Origin of the sequence: Pandoraea sp. ISTKB (assembly GCF_001721285.1) — a bacterium.
Classification (GTDB): Bacteria; Pseudomonadota; Gammaproteobacteria; order Burkholderiales; family Burkholderiaceae; genus Pandoraea; species Pandoraea capi.
The window spans coordinates 43,685-59,495 of record NZ_MAOS01000041.1 but is presented as its reverse complement, the minus strand read 5'-3'; the positions used below and the strand labels follow the sequence as shown (position 1 = coordinate 59,495).

18 protein-coding genes are annotated in these 15,811 nt (G+C 64.6%); 13 read left to right on the top strand and 5 right to left on the bottom strand.

Translation table 11 applies throughout. The features are described from left to right. The first annotated feature begins 173 nt into the window (after positions 1–173). From A9762_RS16575 to A9762_RS16525, 11 genes are all read left to right on the top strand, one after another. Positions 174–746 (top strand): RNA polymerase sigma factor, encoded by a 573-nt coding sequence (locus tag A9762_RS16575; RefSeq protein WP_069343110.1) that lies wholly within the window; start codon positions 174–176, stop codon positions 744–746. Then, positions 743–1,171: a DUF3619 family protein gene (locus A9762_RS16570; protein ID WP_069343109.1), complete on the top strand. Its 429-nt coding sequence runs from the start codon at positions 743–745 to the stop codon at positions 1,169–1,171. Before A9762_RS16575 ends, A9762_RS16570 begins: the two co-directional genes overlap by 4 nt. A 22-nt stretch (positions 1,172–1,193) precedes the next feature. After that, positions 1,194–2,057 (top strand): DUF3106 domain-containing protein, encoded by an 864-nt coding sequence (locus A9762_RS16565; protein ID WP_139133259.1) that lies wholly within the window; start codon positions 1,194–1,196, stop codon positions 2,055–2,057. Between the two features lie 247 nt (positions 2,058–2,304). After that, complete coding sequence (locus tag A9762_RS16560; RefSeq protein WP_083253997.1) at positions 2,305–2,889, top strand: RDD family protein; 585 nt, start codon at positions 2,305–2,307, stop codon at positions 2,887–2,889. A 7-nt stretch (positions 2,890–2,896) separates the two neighbouring features. Continuing rightward, complete coding sequence (locus tag A9762_RS16555; protein ID WP_069343108.1) at positions 2,897–3,853, top strand: triacylglycerol lipase; 957 nt, start codon at positions 2,897–2,899, stop codon at positions 3,851–3,853. Between the two features lie 197 nt (positions 3,854–4,050). After that, positions 4,051–4,983 carry a UDP-2,3-diacylglucosamine diphosphatase gene (locus tag A9762_RS16550; protein ID WP_083254003.1) on the top strand — a complete coding sequence of 311 codons (933 nt, stop codon included), beginning with the start codon at positions 4,051–4,053 and terminating at the stop codon, positions 4,981–4,983. An 86-nt stretch (positions 4,984–5,069) separates the two neighbouring features. After that, positions 5,070–6,104: a glycosyltransferase family 1 protein gene (locus A9762_RS16545; RefSeq protein ID WP_069343106.1), complete on the top strand. Its 1,035-nt coding sequence runs from the start codon at positions 5,070–5,072 to the stop codon at positions 6,102–6,104. A gap of 38 nt (positions 6,105–6,142) precedes the next feature. Beyond that, positions 6,143–6,577: a diacylglycerol kinase gene (locus A9762_RS16540; protein ID WP_069343105.1), complete on the top strand. Its 435-nt coding sequence runs from the start codon at positions 6,143–6,145 to the stop codon at positions 6,575–6,577. 142 nt (positions 6,578–6,719) lie between these two features. Further along, the gene (locus A9762_RS16535; protein WP_069343104.1) at positions 6,720–7,388 is read left to right on the top strand and encodes a TetR/AcrR family transcriptional regulator; all 669 of its coding nucleotides are present in this window, start codon (positions 6,720–6,722) and stop codon (positions 7,386–7,388) included. A gap of 3 nt (positions 7,389–7,391) precedes the next feature. Beyond that, positions 7,392–7,988: a TIGR00730 family Rossman fold protein gene (locus tag A9762_RS16530; RefSeq protein WP_069343103.1), complete on the top strand. Its 597-nt coding sequence runs from the start codon at positions 7,392–7,394 to the stop codon at positions 7,986–7,988. A gap of 338 nt (positions 7,989–8,326) precedes the next feature. After that, the gene (locus A9762_RS16525) at positions 8,327–8,857 is read left to right on the top strand and encodes a DUF2062 domain-containing protein (RefSeq protein WP_069343102.1); all 531 of its coding nucleotides are present in this window, start codon (positions 8,327–8,329) and stop codon (positions 8,855–8,857) included. Here the strand turns inward: A9762_RS16525 and A9762_RS16520 are convergent. Together A9762_RS16520 and A9762_RS16515 are read right to left on the bottom strand one after the other, a co-directional pair. Continuing rightward, on the bottom strand, positions 8,832–9,452 hold the full coding sequence (locus A9762_RS16520) for a DUF924 family protein (RefSeq protein WP_069343101.1): 621 nt from the start codon (positions 9,450–9,452) through the stop codon (positions 8,832–8,834). The two genes, A9762_RS16525 and A9762_RS16520, sit on opposite strands and share 26 nt — an antisense overlap. A 44-nt stretch (positions 9,453–9,496) precedes the next feature. Further along, positions 9,497–10,228, bottom strand: coding sequence for an alanyl-tRNA editing protein (locus tag A9762_RS16515; RefSeq protein WP_069343100.1), 732 nt, complete (start codon positions 10,226–10,228; stop codon positions 9,497–9,499). Positions 10,229–10,539: 311 nt separating this feature from the next. On the opposite strand from A9762_RS16515, the gene A9762_RS16510 reads away from it, so the two are divergent. Both A9762_RS16510 and A9762_RS16505 read left to right on the top strand, forming a co-directional pair. Next, positions 10,540–11,037 carry a hypothetical protein gene (locus A9762_RS16510; protein WP_139133258.1) on the top strand — a complete coding sequence of 166 codons (498 nt, stop codon included), beginning with the start codon at positions 10,540–10,542 and terminating at the stop codon, positions 11,035–11,037. A gap of 41 nt (positions 11,038–11,078) precedes the next feature. Next, positions 11,079–12,026, top strand: a complete 948-nt coding sequence (locus A9762_RS16505; protein WP_069343098.1) for a hypothetical protein — start codon at positions 11,079–11,081, stop codon at positions 12,024–12,026. A gap of 38 nt (positions 12,027–12,064) precedes the next feature. Here A9762_RS16505 and A9762_RS16500 read toward each other — a convergent pair whose 3' ends face one another. From A9762_RS16500 to A9762_RS16490, 3 genes are all read right to left on the bottom strand, one after another. Next, positions 12,065–12,508, bottom strand: a complete 444-nt coding sequence (locus A9762_RS16500) for a group II truncated hemoglobin (RefSeq protein WP_069343097.1) — start codon at positions 12,506–12,508, stop codon at positions 12,065–12,067. 110 nt (positions 12,509–12,618) lie between these two features. Beyond that, positions 12,619–15,195, bottom strand: a complete 2,577-nt coding sequence (locus A9762_RS16495) for an ABC transporter permease (RefSeq protein WP_240493594.1) — start codon at positions 15,193–15,195, stop codon at positions 12,619–12,621. Next, positions 15,182–15,778 (bottom strand): DUF4126 domain-containing protein, encoded by a 597-nt coding sequence (locus tag A9762_RS16490; protein ID WP_069343125.1) that lies wholly within the window; start codon positions 15,776–15,778, stop codon positions 15,182–15,184. Before A9762_RS16490 ends, A9762_RS16495 begins: the two co-directional genes overlap by 14 nt. Positions 15,779–15,811: the final 33 nt, after the last annotated feature.

Here is a 15,811-nt window from a genome sequence, read left to right as displayed (position 1 = left end):
TAGGAAGCTGGCGAATGCGCCGGTGTCGTAACGCGACACAACCGGGAGCAAAAGCGGTTACAGGCAGGCGCGTTTTTGGTAGCATCCGCACCGACTACGCGATCTTTACGTAATCTTTACGCTTACACGGCATTTCACAGGCGCAGCGGCAAACGCTGCGTGTACCCCACCGGATGGCATCTGACAAGGAACTGGCGGATTTTCTCGCAGGCATCGAACGGCGCGCTTTCAAGCAGGCCGTGTATGCCGTACGCGACGACGAGGCCGCCCTCGATATCGTTCAGGATGCGATGATCCGTCTGGCCGAGAAGTACGGCGACAAGCCGCCGGCCGACCTGCCGCTGCTGTTCACGCGCATCCTCCAGAACACCATTCACGACTATTTCCGCCGCCAGAAGGTGCGCAACACCTGGGTGACGCTGTTCTCGAACCTGGCCGGCCCCGGCGAGGACGAGCGCGACGATTTCGACCCGCTGGAAACCTTACTGGGCGAGGATGGGTCAGTGCAAACCGAGAGCAGCGAGGACTCGGTTTCGCGTGCCGAAATCCTCACGCTGATCGAGGCGGAAATACAGAAACTACCGACACGTCAACGGGAAGCGTTCCTCATGCGTTATTGGGAGGACATGGACGTTGCCGAGACCGCCGCCACGATGGGGTGCTCCGAAGGCAGCGTCAAGACGCACTGCTCGCGTGCCACTCACGCGTTGGCACAGGCGTTGAAGGCAAAAGGGATCAGGTTATGAGTCACGATCTGGAAACGAGGGAAATTCGCTTCGCACATCGCGTGCGACTGGCATTGGACGAAGCATCCGATTCGCCGTCGCCGAACATCGCGGCCCGGCTGGCCGCCGCGCGCCAGGAGGCGCTCGCCCGCAAGAAGCCAGAACCGGTCGCCGTCGTGCAACCGGCGCTGGTGCTCGCGGGTGTGGGTGCCATGCAATCGCCGGAAATCGGCGGGCCGCGCCGCGCATTCGACAAGCTCGGCCGTCTTGGCCTGCTCTGGCCGCTCGCCGCACTGGTGATCGGTCTGGCCGGCATCGCGTACTGGGAACATCAGCAACACATTCAGGATCTGGCGGATATCGATGCTGCCGTATTGAGCGACGAATTGCCGCTGTCGGCCTATGCCGATCACGGCTTCAACGCCTATGTGAAGCGTGCCCAGTAGTCCCCCCATCCAAGACCGCCCAGTGACGCGACGCAACGTACTTTTCCTGGTCGCCGCGCTAATCGTCGCCGCTCTTGCCGGCACGGCCGCGCTGCGCCGCTCGCAAGCACCGGATGCCACCCCGGTGTCCGACGCCCCGCCGACCATCGCCGCAACGTCGGCCGCGACCGGCAACGGCGCGCCGGGCACGTCCTCGGCCCCGGTCGGCGCGCTGACAGCCGGCGTCCCGGCCAACGGCAGCGCACCGGCGGCCGCGCTGCCCTCACCCGGCGGCGCCTGGGCCAAGCTCAATGCGGCCCAGCAAGAAGCGCTCGCCCCGCTCTCCCAGGACTGGAACCGCATGAGCGAGCGCCAGCGCGAGAAGTGGATCGAAATCGCCAAACGTTTCCAGACGTTGTCGCCGGAGGCTCGCAAGCGCCTGCATGACCGCATGGCCGACTGGGTGCGTCTGACGCCCGAGCAGCGCCAGTTGGCGCGCGAAAGCTACCAGAATGCCAAGACGTTGCCACCGGAGCGCAAGGCGCAGGTGTGGCAGCAATACCAGCAGCTCACGGAAGAACAGAAAAAGCGTCTGGCGGCCGACGACAAGAAGCAGTCCAATCGCCCCAACGTCGTGAGCGCCCCGCCTTCGGGCCGCTCGGGCGTGAAGAACCCGTATGCCGCCGTGCATCGCAAGGACACCGGCGCAGCCGCCAAGAACGGTGCGCTGCCGGTTCCCGCGCCGGTCGCTTCGGCGCCTGCCGCCTCGCAGCCGGCTGCGGCGTCGATGCCGGGGGCTGCGGCATCCGTCCCGTCGGCCGCCAGCAACGGCGCGGCGAGCGCCGCCCCGGCCAATGGCGACAAGAGCGGCGACACGTTCAATTCCGATCTGTACCATCACAACTGACGCGACGTCGCTCGGCAACACGTAGCGACTCGCAGCAACCCGCCATGACGGCCGCCTCCGGGCGGCCGTTTGCATTGCGGCACACCGAACACCGGCGGGCGGGCTCGCTGGCCCATCGGCACAATCTTCCGCATAATGGGCGACGCTCCCGACGCGAACGCACAGCGCGCAGGCCGAACGTGGCGAACGTAGCCAACGCGGCACAGGACTTCCGATACCCGATAACAAGATCTCAGACCACGCTGCGATGACCGACTCCGCTACGCCTCAGCCTTCCAAGCCGCCGCGTTCGCAACCGTTTGCCAGGCAGACGTCCGGGCCCAATGCCTCGCAGGGCAGCGCCCCTGGCAGCTATGCCGTGCCAACGCTGCGTCGCCGGCTGCTGTCGATGGTCTACGAGTCGCTGCTGCTCTTCGGCGTGCTGTTCCTGGCGGGCTACCTCTTCAGCGCCCTGACGCAGCAACGCAGCGGTCTCATGTACCGCCATGCCATGCAGACGTGGCTGTTTCTCGTTCTTGGCGCCTATTTCGTCTGGTTCTGGACTCACGGCGGCCAAACACTCGCCATGAAGACCTGGAAGATCCGTCTGGTGGATGCGCACGGGCAGCCGCTGCGCGTCGGCCGGGCCATCGTGCGCTACGTGCTTGCCTGGCTGTGGGTGCTCCCGGCCATGGCCATCGACTGGGCATTCGGCTTGACGGGCTGGAGCAGCGTCGCCCTGCTCGCCGGCTGGATCGTGCTCTGGGCGCTGGCCATGCGCGTGATGCCCGACCATCAGTTCGTGCATGACCGGCTCGCAGGCACGCGGCTCGTCAGCGTCCTCGGCAAATGACGGGACGATGAGCACGCCACCCGCCGCCAGCGCCGTCGCATTGCGCGCCTCCCGCCCGCATCTGGTTTATGGCGGCGTCGAGATCGCGCTGTCGATCGTCGTTGCCGTCGCGACCTGGTCGGCCTGGCACAGCCCCTGGACCACGTTCCTGTGGACGATCCTGTGGTTGCCCGTCTCTCACGCCATGGGTCTCGCTGCGGGCTTCGTCATGGCCGCGCATGGCGATCCCACGCCCGAGCGCCGCACGCTCGCCGGCACCAACATCGCGGTCTGGGCATACGAATGTGCGGCGTCGATCCTGTTGCTCGACATCTACCAGCCGTGGTTCAGTGCCGCGCCGCTGGCCGCACCCAGTGGTCCGGCGCGCCCCGTGGCCGTTCTGTTGCTGCATGGCTACGGCTGTAACCGGGCGTTCTGGCTGCGCTTCTCGCGCCATCTGGCAGACGCCGGCTATCACTGTGACGCCATCAATCTCGCCCCGCTGCTCGGCGACATCGACGACTACGCCGACACCATCGCAGGCGCCGTACAGGCGCTTGCCGAACGCACACGAGCACCGGTCGTCATCGTCGGCCACAGCATGGGTGGCCTCGCGGCACGCGCCTGCCTGCGGCGCTATCCGACGCTACCCGTCGTGCATACCGTCACACTGGGCTCGCCGCACTTCGGCACGCTTCACGCGCGGCATGGCATTGGACACAACGTACGCCAGATGAGCATCGGCAGCGAATGGCTCGTGGCGCTCGCCAACGGCGAAAACGACACGGCACGCGCGCGCATCACGTCGATCTACACCGCGCACGACAACGTGGTGTATCCCGTGCGCACGTCGGTGCTGCCAGGCGCGCACAACATCGCACTGGAAGGGCTCGGTCACGTGTCGCTCGGCACGCACCCACGCTCGCGGGCGCTGGTGCTGGAAACGCTCGAACGCGTTGCACAGGGATTGCGTCATCCGAACTGACGCGCATGGCGCACGGGGCATCTGAGGGCATGGCAAGCGCGTTGCCCCGCTCAAGCGGCTGTCGCATCTGCGCGACGTCAAAAGACACTTTCGCGACACGCGCATGACTGTCATCTTCCCTTCACGAAGGCATGGCGCAATGCACGCATGTTCAACGCGACGTGCGAGCCGCTATGACGACGACACCCACCTTCGAGTTGCCGATCCCCACCCCTGCGGCTCGCGCCGGTCACTTCGCAGACACCCCGCCGGGCCGCCCCGCCTCCCCGCCCGCCACCCCACCCGCCGCGCCGCCTTCCACGATCGATCTGCCGCCGGACACTCCCGACCCGCTCGACCCGCCGCCCGAGGGCATCACCCGCTACCGCACGATCTGGCTCTCCGACATCCACCTCGGAACGCAAGGCTGCCAGGCGGAATACCTGCTCGACTTCCTGCGTCACCACGATTCGGATTATCTGTATCTGGTCGGTGACATCATCGACGGCTGGCATCTGCGCAAGGGCTGGCACTGGCCGCAGGCGCACAACGATGTCGTGCAGAAGATGCTGCGCCGCGCGCGCAAGGGCACGCAAGTCATCTATGTCCCGGGCAATCACGACGAAGCGGCGCGCCAGTTCTGCGGGCTGGCCTTCGGCGACATCGCCGTGCGCGACGAAGCCTTTCACACGACCTTGTCGGGCAAACGCCTGTGGATCACCCACGGCGACCTGTTCGACGGCGTGATCCAGCACGCCAAGTGGCTCGCCTATCTGGGCGATTCACTCTACACGCTCACGCTGCTGCTCAACCGCTGGTTCAACCGTGTACGCACGCGCTTCGGCTTCCCGTACTGGTCGCTCTCGCAGTACCTGAAGCATCAGGTGAAGAATGCCGTGAACTTCATTTCGGCCTTCGAGAACGTGATGGCGGACGAAGCACGTCGCCGGGGTTGCGACGGCGTGGTCTGCGGCCACATCCACAAACCTGAAATCCGCGAGATCGACGGCCTGCTCTACTGCAACGACGGGGACTGGGTCGAGAGTCTGTCGGCACTCGTCGAGACGATGGAGGGCGAGCTGAAGATCATCTACTGGACGCAAAAACGCGACACGCGCGTGAGCGTGAAAGCCACGCCGGTGAGCGCCTGAAACGACTGGCGCACTCTCCCCCTTACCCCTTCACGCGCGGCTGCGCGTGTCATTCCACCCGCGCCATGTGCGCGAAGGAGCGCCCGATGAAAATCATGATCATCACCGACGCCTGGGATCCGCAGATCAACGGCGTGGTCCGCACGTTGAAGAACACGCGCGCTCAGTTGGAAGCTGCCGGCCATCGCGTCGAGCTGCTCACGCCGCAGGAATTCCGCACGATCCCGTGCCCCACTTATCCGGAAATCCGTCTCGCCTTCTTCGCCGGCGGCCGTGTCTCGCGCCGCATCGAGGAATTCGCGCCGGACGCGCTGCACATCGCCACCGAAGGACCGCTCGGCATGGCCGCGCGCAAGTGGGCGCTGCGCAACGACTTTCCGTTCACCACCGCCTATCACACGCGCTTCCCCGAATACGTCCAGGCGCGCTTCGGCTTTCCGCTGACCACCACCTACCGTTTCCTGCGCTGGTTCCACAAGCCGTCGCGCGCCGTCATGGCGCCGACCCCAGTGGTCAAGCGTGACCTGGAAGCCAACGGTTTCAACAACGTCGTGTTGTGGACGCGCGGCGTCGATCTCGACATCTTCCGTGTGCAGGAAGCACATGTGCTAAATTCAGCACATCCGATTTTCCTCTACGTGGGGCGCGTTGCCGTGGAGAAGAACATCGAAGCCTTCCTGAAGCTGGATCTGCCTGGCTCGAAATGGGTCGCAGGCGAAGGGCCGCAACTGGCCGAACTCCGCTCGCGCTACCCCGATGTGAACTATCTCGGCATGCTTTCGCAGCCCGAACTGGCGAAGGTGTATGCGTCGGCTGACGTTTTCGTCTTCCCGAGCCGCACCGATACGTTTGGTCTGGTGCTGCTCGAAGCCATGGCCTGTGGTCTGCCTGTCGCGGCCTTCCCGGTGACCGGTCCGGTCGACGTACTCGACGGTTGCCCCGAAGGCGAAGGCGGCGCACTGCGTGAGGATCTGCGCGAAGCGTGTCTCGACGCCCTGAAAGTGTCGCGAGAAAGCGCGCGCGCATGGGCCGAACGATTCTCGTGGCAAGCCGCCTCGGAAGAGTTCGCCTCGCATCTGCATCCGCGCAAGCCCGAGCCATCGCTCGCGCCTGCGATCTGATCCACCGTTAATGCCCGTTGCGGCGAGGAACCTGACGCTTGTTCATCGATCACCCGCCGCCACGCGACAAACAACCGAATCCGTATAAAGGCAACCGGGGCGTCATGCGCGCATGGCGCGCCCTGAAGTACTCGCTGTCCGGATTCAAGTTTGCCGTGTTCGAGGAGAGCGCTTTCCGTCAGGAACTCGCGCTCGCCGCCATTCTGCTGCCGGCAGCCATTTTCCTGCCGGTCACCGCCGTCGAACGTGTCCTGCTGATCGGATCGATCCTGCTGGTGCTCATCATCGAGCTGGTCAATTCGAGTATCGAGGCCGCCATCGACCGGATTTCACTGGAACGGCATGAACTGTCCAAGCGCGCGAAGGATTTCGGCAGTGCCGCCGTCCTCGTCGCCCTCGGCCTGTGCCTGCTCACCTGGGCTTCGCTTGCGGGGCCCGTCATCGTGGAACTCGTACGTACGGCGTTTTTCTGATATCGCGCTTCCTGCCCCGCCCCCATGCTTGGCACCGGTCGGCTGCCGGGTATAATCGGTCGCCGTATACCTGATACTCAACTCATAAACGCAAGCGGAGAACATCCTTCGCCGAGCTTGCCGCTAACCGGGGCCGACAGACATGGAAGCAAAGCCGCCACGCCGAACCCGCGAACGAATTCTTGAAGTGTCGTTGCGACTCTTCAACGAAATCGGCGAACCCAACGTCACTACCACCACGATTGCCGAGGAGATGAAAATCAGCCCCGGCAATCTGTACTATCACTTCCGCAACAAAGACGACATCATCAACAGCATCTTCGCGCAGTTCGAGCAGGAAATCGAACGGCGTCTGCGGCTGCCCGATGACCACAAGCCCACGCTCGACGAAGTCTGGACGTACCTGCAATACATGTCCGAGTTCCTGTGGCGCTTCCGTTTTCTCTACCGCGACCTGAACGACCTGCTGGCGCGCAACCGCACGCTCGAGACGCATTTCAAGCAGATCGTGGGCCACAAGAAGCGTTTCGCACGCGAGATGTGCGACCTGCTCGTGGCCGACGGTGAAATGGAGATTACGCCGGAGCAGATCGATGTCGTGACCACCAACATGGTGGTGTTGTCCACGTACTGGTTGTCGTACCAATTCGTGATGAACCCGCGCAAGTACAACGATCCTGAAGAAATCGGCGCGGGGTTGCATCAGTCGAGCTATCACATCCTCTCGCAGATGGCCCCGTATCTGAAGGGCAAGTCGCGCGAGCTTTATGACAAGATGGCTCGGGAATCCTCGTCCAAGGGAGTGCAGTAAGGCATGTCGTCGGAAGTCAAATCCATTTGTATCTACTGTGGCGCCGCCACGGGTGTGCGTCCTGCATACGCTGAAGCGGCCCGCGAACTGGGCCGTCGCATGGCCGAAGCCGGGATCCGTCTGGTGTACGGCGGCGGCAAGGTCGGCCTGATGGGCATCATCGCAGACGCCGTGCTCGCGCATGGCGGCGAGGCCGTCGGCATCATCCCGAAGGCGCTGATGGCCAGGGAAGTCGGTCATACCGGGCTGACGGAGCTGCACGTCGTCGAAAACATGCACCAGCGCAAGCAGATGATGGCCGACCTCTCGGACGCCTTCATCGCCATGCCGGGTGGCATCGGTACTTGCGAAGAGCTGTTCGAAGTGTTCACGTGGCTGCAAATCGGCTATCACGCGAAGCCGATCGGCCTGCTCAACGTCGAGCAGTATTACGATCCGCTGATGGTCTTCCTCAAGTCGATGGTGACCGAGCAGTTCCTGAAGGCGCCGCAACTCGATCAGTTGCAAATCGCCACGTCGCCGGAAGCGTTGCTCGACACGATGCGCAGCTTCAAGCCGGCGCAAATCGATCGCTGGTCGGATCAGCGCTCGCAGATCTAAGCCCGTCGATGTGATCGCTGCGCGGCAGCCATGCCGCGCAGTGCTTTCTCAAGTCCCTTCTCCGCTCGCCTTCCTGCCGTCTTATCGCATCAACGCCCGGTTCCCGTACGACCCTCCAACGCCCTCCAACGATATCGCGCACCTGCTGTTCGTCGGCTTGTTCGGCGGCGTCTTACCGGCATCTTGTGACATCTCCCGGCAACACCCTGAGTCTGCGGCCGCATTGAACTCTTGCCACCCGTCACACTCTGACATCCGTTGTATGCGGCCATTTTGCCGTGCTGCGCCGCTTCCCCCATGCCCGCCTGGGTCCACATCCTCCGACGAGCAACCTGCCCATGATGTTAAAGATGCTTCGCCCGATGCGACTGCTGCGCTCGCGCTGGTTGCGCCCGCATGCCGGATTGTTGCTGCGCCGTAGCTTGTGGCAGGCCACGCCGCGAGGGGTCGCGGCCGGGTTGGCATGTGGTGTCTTTTTCGGTTTCCTGCTACCCGTGGCACAAATGCCGGTGGCGATTCTCGTCGCTGCGTTCATGCGCGGGAATCTGTTTCTTGCCACCGCCGGCACGCTGATCACCAACCCGCTGACCGTGCCGTTCGTCTATCTGGGGGCCCATCGCGTGGGGCGCTGGATGCTCGACTGGTCCCCCAAGGCCGAGATCGAAGCGACAGTCGCGGCGGCAGCGCATGCGAGCGAGAGCGTCTGGACACAACTGACGCAGTTCGACTTCGGCGCCGCGACCCTGTATCTCTGCGCCGGGTTGGCCGCCTTCGCCGTGGTCGGCGGCATTCTCGCGTACGTCATCGGATTCTTCGCCATTCACTGGCACCAAAGCCGACGCGTCAAAACGACGATCCCGGCTCCTTGAGAAACGCGATTTCCTCGGGCTTCGATGCACGTCCCAAGGCTGCGTTACGGTGCGGATACCTGCCGAAACGTTCGATGATGACGGCGTGCTTGCGCGCGTAATCAAGGTTATCCACGAGCCCCGACGCCTGCGCCAGTTGCTCATATAGCGCCAGCGAGAGATGCTGGCTTTCCAGCGACTCGTCGTGCTCGAAGGGCAGATAGACGAAGACGCGGTGCTGTGCCGTCGGCAACCGGCGATCATCCCCGGCCTCCACCAGACGCCGCGCCACCGCCAGCGCCTGCGCGTCCCCGGCGAACGCCTCAGCCCGATGCCGGAAGAGATTGCGCGAGAACTGATCGAGCATCACGATCAACGCGCATGCGCCGAGCGGCGTATCGGCCCAATCATTCAACTCCCCCGCGACGGCACGCGCATGTAATGCGCCAAAGCGGGCACGAATCTCCTCGTCGAACGCATCCGACTTACGGAACCACTCGGGACGCGCCATCCCGTACACCTCGGCATCCGGCGTTCCGAACCAGAAATCAAGCACCGCTTGCCACGGTTGCGTCGGTTGTGATTGCGTCGAAATCTCTGCTGCTGGCGTCGCCATCGAACGTCCTGAAGGAAATGAGGGATGGGCCGATGATGCCAGACTCAGGCGAATGCCAACACCACCCGACGCGTGCGAGAGGTCTTCTTTTCGATCTTCGCCACGCGCAGCGCACCGATTTCCGACGTATTCGCCACGTGTGTGCCGCCGCACGGCTGCAAATCGATGCCTTCGATGCGCACCAGACGCACGCGCCCCAGCCCGACCGGCGGCTTCACGCTCATCGTGCGGACCAGCTCAGGACGCGCGGCCATCTCCTCGTCGCTGATGCTGTCGATCGCCACCGGGCGCGCGGCCTCGATCAGCGCCGCCAGCCCGGCCTCGACCGTCTCGCGCTCGATGGGATCGTTCGTCACGAAGTCGAGCCGCGCATATTCCGTGGTGATGCTGCAACCATCGACCGGGTGCGGCAGCACGGCGCACATCAGATGCGACGCCGTATGAAACCGCATATGCCGGAAGCGCCGCGCCCAATCGATTTCTGCCTGGACGACGTCGCCGACCGACAACCCGGCCAACGCATCCGCCTGCCCTTCGGCTGGCACATGCACGGCATCGTCCGGCGTCGCGCCTTCGCGCTTCGATTTGCGCGTGTCGGCAATCGTCAGACGCGTGCCATCGGCAAGCACGAACGTACCGGCGTCGCCCGCCTGGCCGCCGCCTAGCGGATAGAACACGGTGCGGTCGAGCATGATGCCCGTCTCGTCGATATGGGTGATGCGCGCCTCACATTGGCGCAGATAGGCGTCTTGTCGAAACAGCGCTTCTGTAGTCATGGTGTCTCCTGTGGGAACAGGACATATTCGCGCGACTTCCGCTCGCGTGGCAAGGCACAATCGCACGCCCCGATGCCGGTACGGTCGACGTTATCGGCCACTGCGGCAGGTTCCCGAGCCATCGCCCAACCGCGCCAGCTTTGGTCACCGGCCCCTCAAATCCCGTAGGTCACGCCCCAACCACCCGCAACTTGCGCGAATTCTCGACACCGTTTGTCGCGGTGCAATAGCCGCAACTTTGTGTGAGCCGCACATTACGTGGCGGTCGCATCCACGCGATCGAATTCGAAGAATCAGCAAGGAAACCTGCCATGACGAGACCCCACATTGCCCAGCGCAACCCTTACGCGCCGGGCACCTTCGCTCGACCACCTGCGCGTGACTTTATGGAACGCGAACCCGGCGCCTCCACCAATGGGCGCATCAATGAACGCATCAACGGACCGGTCGACGCCCAGGCACTCGCCCACGCGCACGCCCTCCATGCCGCGAACGATCTGGAAGGCGCCGCGCGGGCCTTTGCCGCCCTATGCAGCGCGCTTCCCGAGCACGCCGACGTCTACAAGGCGTTCGGTTACGTGCTCTGCCAACTCGGTGACTACGAACATGCCGTGGCGCCGCTCATGGTCGCGGTGTCACGCGAATACGGCAATCCCGAGCCGCTCTACTTCGCCGCCATTTGCATGCAGCAACTGGGCGATGCGCACACGGCTCGCGAGATGGCCTGCGACGCACTGGAAATGGTGCGGTGCTCGAATCGCCACGCGGGTCTGCACGACAACCTGACGCGCCTGCTCGACAGCCTCTGACTCACCTCGTCCCACCCATTTGATCAAGGATTTGCCCCTCGATGCACAGCCCTCGCTTCTCCCCCAACGCCACATCGCTTTCCCCGTCGCTCGCCACCGGCACGCGGTTTCCCGGCAACAACGGGACATCATTCAAGACCGACGCGGGCGACGCGCTCAGCGCACTCGCGCGAAAAGCCGGATCGCTGGAGGATTTCGCACCGTCGCCGCCGGCCGTCGGTCGATTCGCCGCGTTGTTTCAGCACATCAGCAATTTCGTGCTGAGTGCCAGCGCATTGGGCGCGGCCAGCCTGAGCACGATCAAGGAGACCTATGAAAGCAGTACGCTTTCCACGGCCCATCAGATTACGCTGAGCACGGCCACCGCCGCGTCGCTTTCGAGCTTGATGGATTTGGCCGTCGCCGTCGGGAAATACTGCAATCCGTCGTCGACCAGCGCGCAAATTCAAAATACGGCGTGGATGGCGTCGGCCGGAAAACTCGTCGGCTCGAAGCACCTCGAGACTTACGGCGGGAAGTATCAAACGACCCTGCTCGGCACGTCGATGATGCTGTTCGTCAACGGTACCGGGGTGCTTGCGGGCGGACATGAAAGCAAACAGGAAATGGACGAGACCGCGACTTCCGCGCCGTTGGGCTTGCCGTCACCCTCCGACGCACCAGGCACCGAGTTACAACATCTGGACACCCTACAGAACTGCATCGGATTCGCGGCATTGGCCTACCGCTTGTTCGGCGATGCCTTGACGACCAGCGTCGTCGACTGGATGAGCGCCAGGGAGGCCAAACGCAATATGGATGTCGTCGAACGTGCCTTGAACTACGAGGAGGGGTTCGGCACTGAAGGGCGTTATCGGGTCAGGGACGCCGAATGGGATCTCGAAGCCGGCGAGGCCTCGGACGATAGCGGCATGGACGACCGATCACTGAAAAGTGTGTCGTCGAGCGTGGCGAACATCTCGGACACGCCGCTCGTCATGAATCTCTGATATCTGCCCTGAGGTGTCTTAGCTCACCTTGGCCCGCCTCAGCCCGCCTTGTTGCGCATCCAGTCCGCAGTGCCGTAGAACGCCTGCATCAGACGCTCCTGCAACGTGGCTTCGACACCGGTATCCTGCATCGCCAGCGCCATGCAGCGCAGCCACTGGTCGCGCTCGCTCGACGCAATCGGAAACGGCAGATGGCGGGCGCGCAGCATCGGATGACCGAATCGTTCGATGTAATGATTCGGCCCGCCCAGCCAGCCGCACAGAAACCAGAAGAGTTTGTCGCGCGATCCGTCGAGCGACGCCGGATGCATGCCACGGATGCCCGCGAACTCAGGCTCCAGATCCATCAGGTCGTAGAAACGGTCGACGAGTTCGCGCACGCGCTGCTCGCCGCCGAGCAGCGAAAAGGCGGTCGGCTGGGCAGGCGTGTCCTGCACATCGTCGTCCGCCGGAGAGGTTTGGGAGGTGTTTTCGGTCGTCATGGCCGATATTGTGCCCGAGGCCCGTCAGGCCTGCCATGATCGCCGTCTCGAAATCGCGGGGGCTGCGGTTGCGGCGCGAGACGCTGTCGCGCGCCGCCCCTTCGAGATACTCAGATTTCGCGCAACGTGCGCAGTGCCGACTGACGCAGCACCGCCCGCAGACCGCTCCATCCGCCGATCAGCGCACACAATACACCGGCACCGATGCCCAGCACCGGCAACCAGAGATTGAAGCTCAGCGCAAACTCGAAGGCATAACGCGCCAGCGCCCAGCCCAGCGCACCGGCGCCCAACGATGCCAGCAGCCCGGCGAGCGCGCCGACCGTCACCAGCTCGGCCAGATGCACATCGCGAAGCTGTCGCGACGACGCCCCAAGCGCACGCAGAATGCCGCTCTCGCGCATGCGTTCGTCACGCGTGCCCGCAAGTGCCGCGTAAAGCACCAGCACGCCGGCGGCGAGCGTGAACAGGAAAAGCGCCTGCACGGCATCGATGACCTGAGACAGAATCTGCTGAATCTGCGCGAGCAAGGCGCCCGTGTCGATCACCGTCACGTTCGGGAACTGACGCACCAGCGCGTCCGCCACGCCCTGCTGCTGCGGTTCCAGATGGAACGACGTAATCCACGTCATCGGAAAATCGTGCAGCGCGGCCGGCGGCATCACGACAAAGAAGTTCACGCGCATCGATCCCCAATCGAGCTTGCGCAGGCTGGTGATCGGCGCGTCGATGGTCTGCCCCGTGACTTCGAAACGCAACACGTCGCCCAGCTTCAGGCCGAGCGTCTTCGCAATGCCTTCTTCCATGGAGATCTGCGGTTTGGACGCATCGCCATACCATTGACCGGCCGTCACACGGTTTCCGTCGGGCAAGGCCGACGTGTACGACAGGTTGAACTCGCGCTCGGCGAGACGTCTCGCCCGCTCCTCCGTATAGCTCTCGCCAGTCACCGGCTTGTCGTTGATGGCCGTGAGTCGCGCGCGAATCATCGGCGAGAGTTGCACGTCGGGCAGTCCCGCCGCGTGAAGCTGTGTGAGAACCGGCGTGTCCTGCCCCGGCTGAATGTCGATGACGAAACGGTTCGGCGCGTCTGCCGGCGTCGATTGACGCCAGCCGGCCACCAGATCGTTGCGCGTGACGGCGAGCAGCAGCAGCGCCATCAACCCCAGGCCCAGCGCCACCACTTGCAGCGCGCTGCCAAGCCCGCGACGACGCAACCCCGCCACCGCGTAGCGCCAGCCGATGCCGCCCATGGCCCCGCCGGCCGCACCGTGGCGTCGCGCCCACGCCGCAAGCACACGGATTGCCAGCCAGGCCAGCACGCCGAACACGATCGCACCGGCGATAAAACCGCCCGCCACCATCGCACCGAGGCGCAAATCACGCGCCGCAAAGAGCAACAGCGCGCCGAATGCCAACGCGCTGGCCCCATAGGCGAGCCATCCCTGACGGCGTGCCCCGCCAACCACATCGCGACGCAGCACATGCAGCGGCGCGACTTCCGACAGCGGCAGCAACGGCGGCAGCGCGAAGCCCAGCAGCATCACCAGCGAACTGGCCAGACCGAACACCGCCGGACGCCACGTCGGCGCCGGCAATCCCGCCGGGATCACATTGCCCAACTGCGCCAGCAGCACTTCATGCGCCGCATAGCCGAGGCCCACGCCCAGCACGCCGCCGATCAGGCCGAGTCCGATGAATTCGAGTGTCACCATGCCGCGCAGCGCCCGGCGCGGCAGGCCAAGACAGCGCATGACGGCGCAGGCGTCGAGATGTCGTTCGCTGTACCGCCGCGACGCGATACCGACCGCCACCGCTGCCAGCACGGCAGCGAGCAACGCGACGAGCGAGAGGAAACGCTCGGCGCGATCAAGCGTCTGACGCACCTGCGGCTGCCCGTCTTCCAGCGATTCGATGTGCACACCGCGCGCCTGCTCCGCCGCCGGACGCGCCCATTCGGCGAACTTGCCGACCTGGGCGTCCGTCCCCGCGACCAGCAGACGGTAGGTGATGCGGCTGCCGAACTGCACGAGACCAGTCGACGGCAGTTCGTCGAAGCGCATCATGACGCGCGGCGCGAGCGAGCCGAAGCCGTAGCCGCGATCCATCTCGCGGGTGATGACCGCCGCCACGCGCAACGTGCTGTTGCCCACGCGGATGCTGTCGCCGGGTTTGACGTGCAACGCGTCGAGCAACGCGGCATCGACCCAGACGGTGCCCGGGGCGGGGATGTCGGTGGCGGGGGCGTCCGGGGTGTTGGCACCGGCGTCAGGCGCGATGCGCACACGGCCGCGCAACGGGTAACCGCTGCTGACCGCCTTGAGCGAGGACAGACGGCTCGCGTTCGTTCCGGCGCTCACACCACTTTGGCCACTTCCGCCGCTCTGGCCGGTAGCACTGGCCATGCTGGGGAAATTGGCGATGACGGCCGTCGCCAGCCCGTCGGCTTGCGCCTGCCGGGCAAATTCGGGGGTCAGGGGAGCGTCGCTGCGAACGACGAGATCGGCGGCGAGCATCTGACGCGCATCGCGCTCAAGCCCGCCCTGCATCCGATCGGAGAGAAAACCCACGCTGGACAGTGCGCCCACCGCCAGCAACAACGCCACGAGAAGCAGATGCAACTCGCCCGCGCGCCAATCGCGCAGGAACATCCGCCATGCCTGGCGGGCAACCTCAGTGAACCCCATCGTTCCTCAATCCTTTGACCCGCGCCAGTAACGAGCGCCATCCGCGCCAGACACGCGGCAACCACCACCACGCCAGCACGACGAACACCAACAACATCACGAGAAAAATGGCGGGAAGGAAGAACGCGAGCGCCAGACCACCCACCGTGGAGACATCTTCGCCGGCTGAGGCCGCGACATTCGAGAAAGGTTCCGGCGACGTATTGATCAGCGCGCGACTGCCCGCCTTGGCCAGATGGGCCGTTCCGGCCAGCGCACCGCCGGCCAGACCGGCAAGTACCGTGACCGTCGGGTCCATCTGCCCGAGCGCCGCCGCACCCAGCACGATCCCCGCCGGAATGCGAATGAAGGTATGCACGGCATCCCAGGCACTGTCGACGAAGGGGATCTTGTCGGCGAAGAACTCGATGGCCGCCAGCACGCCGGCCGCCGCGATCACCCACGTCGACGCCAGCACGGCGAGCGTCGGAGGCAGATGCAACCATCCCAGCCGCGCCGCCAGCCCTGCGCAGAACACCGTCAGGTACAACCGCAGGCCGCTGCCCCAGGACAGCCCTGCGCCGAGCGCAATCGATTCAAGCATGGTGACCTCGCTGCCGCCGACATGACGGCGTCG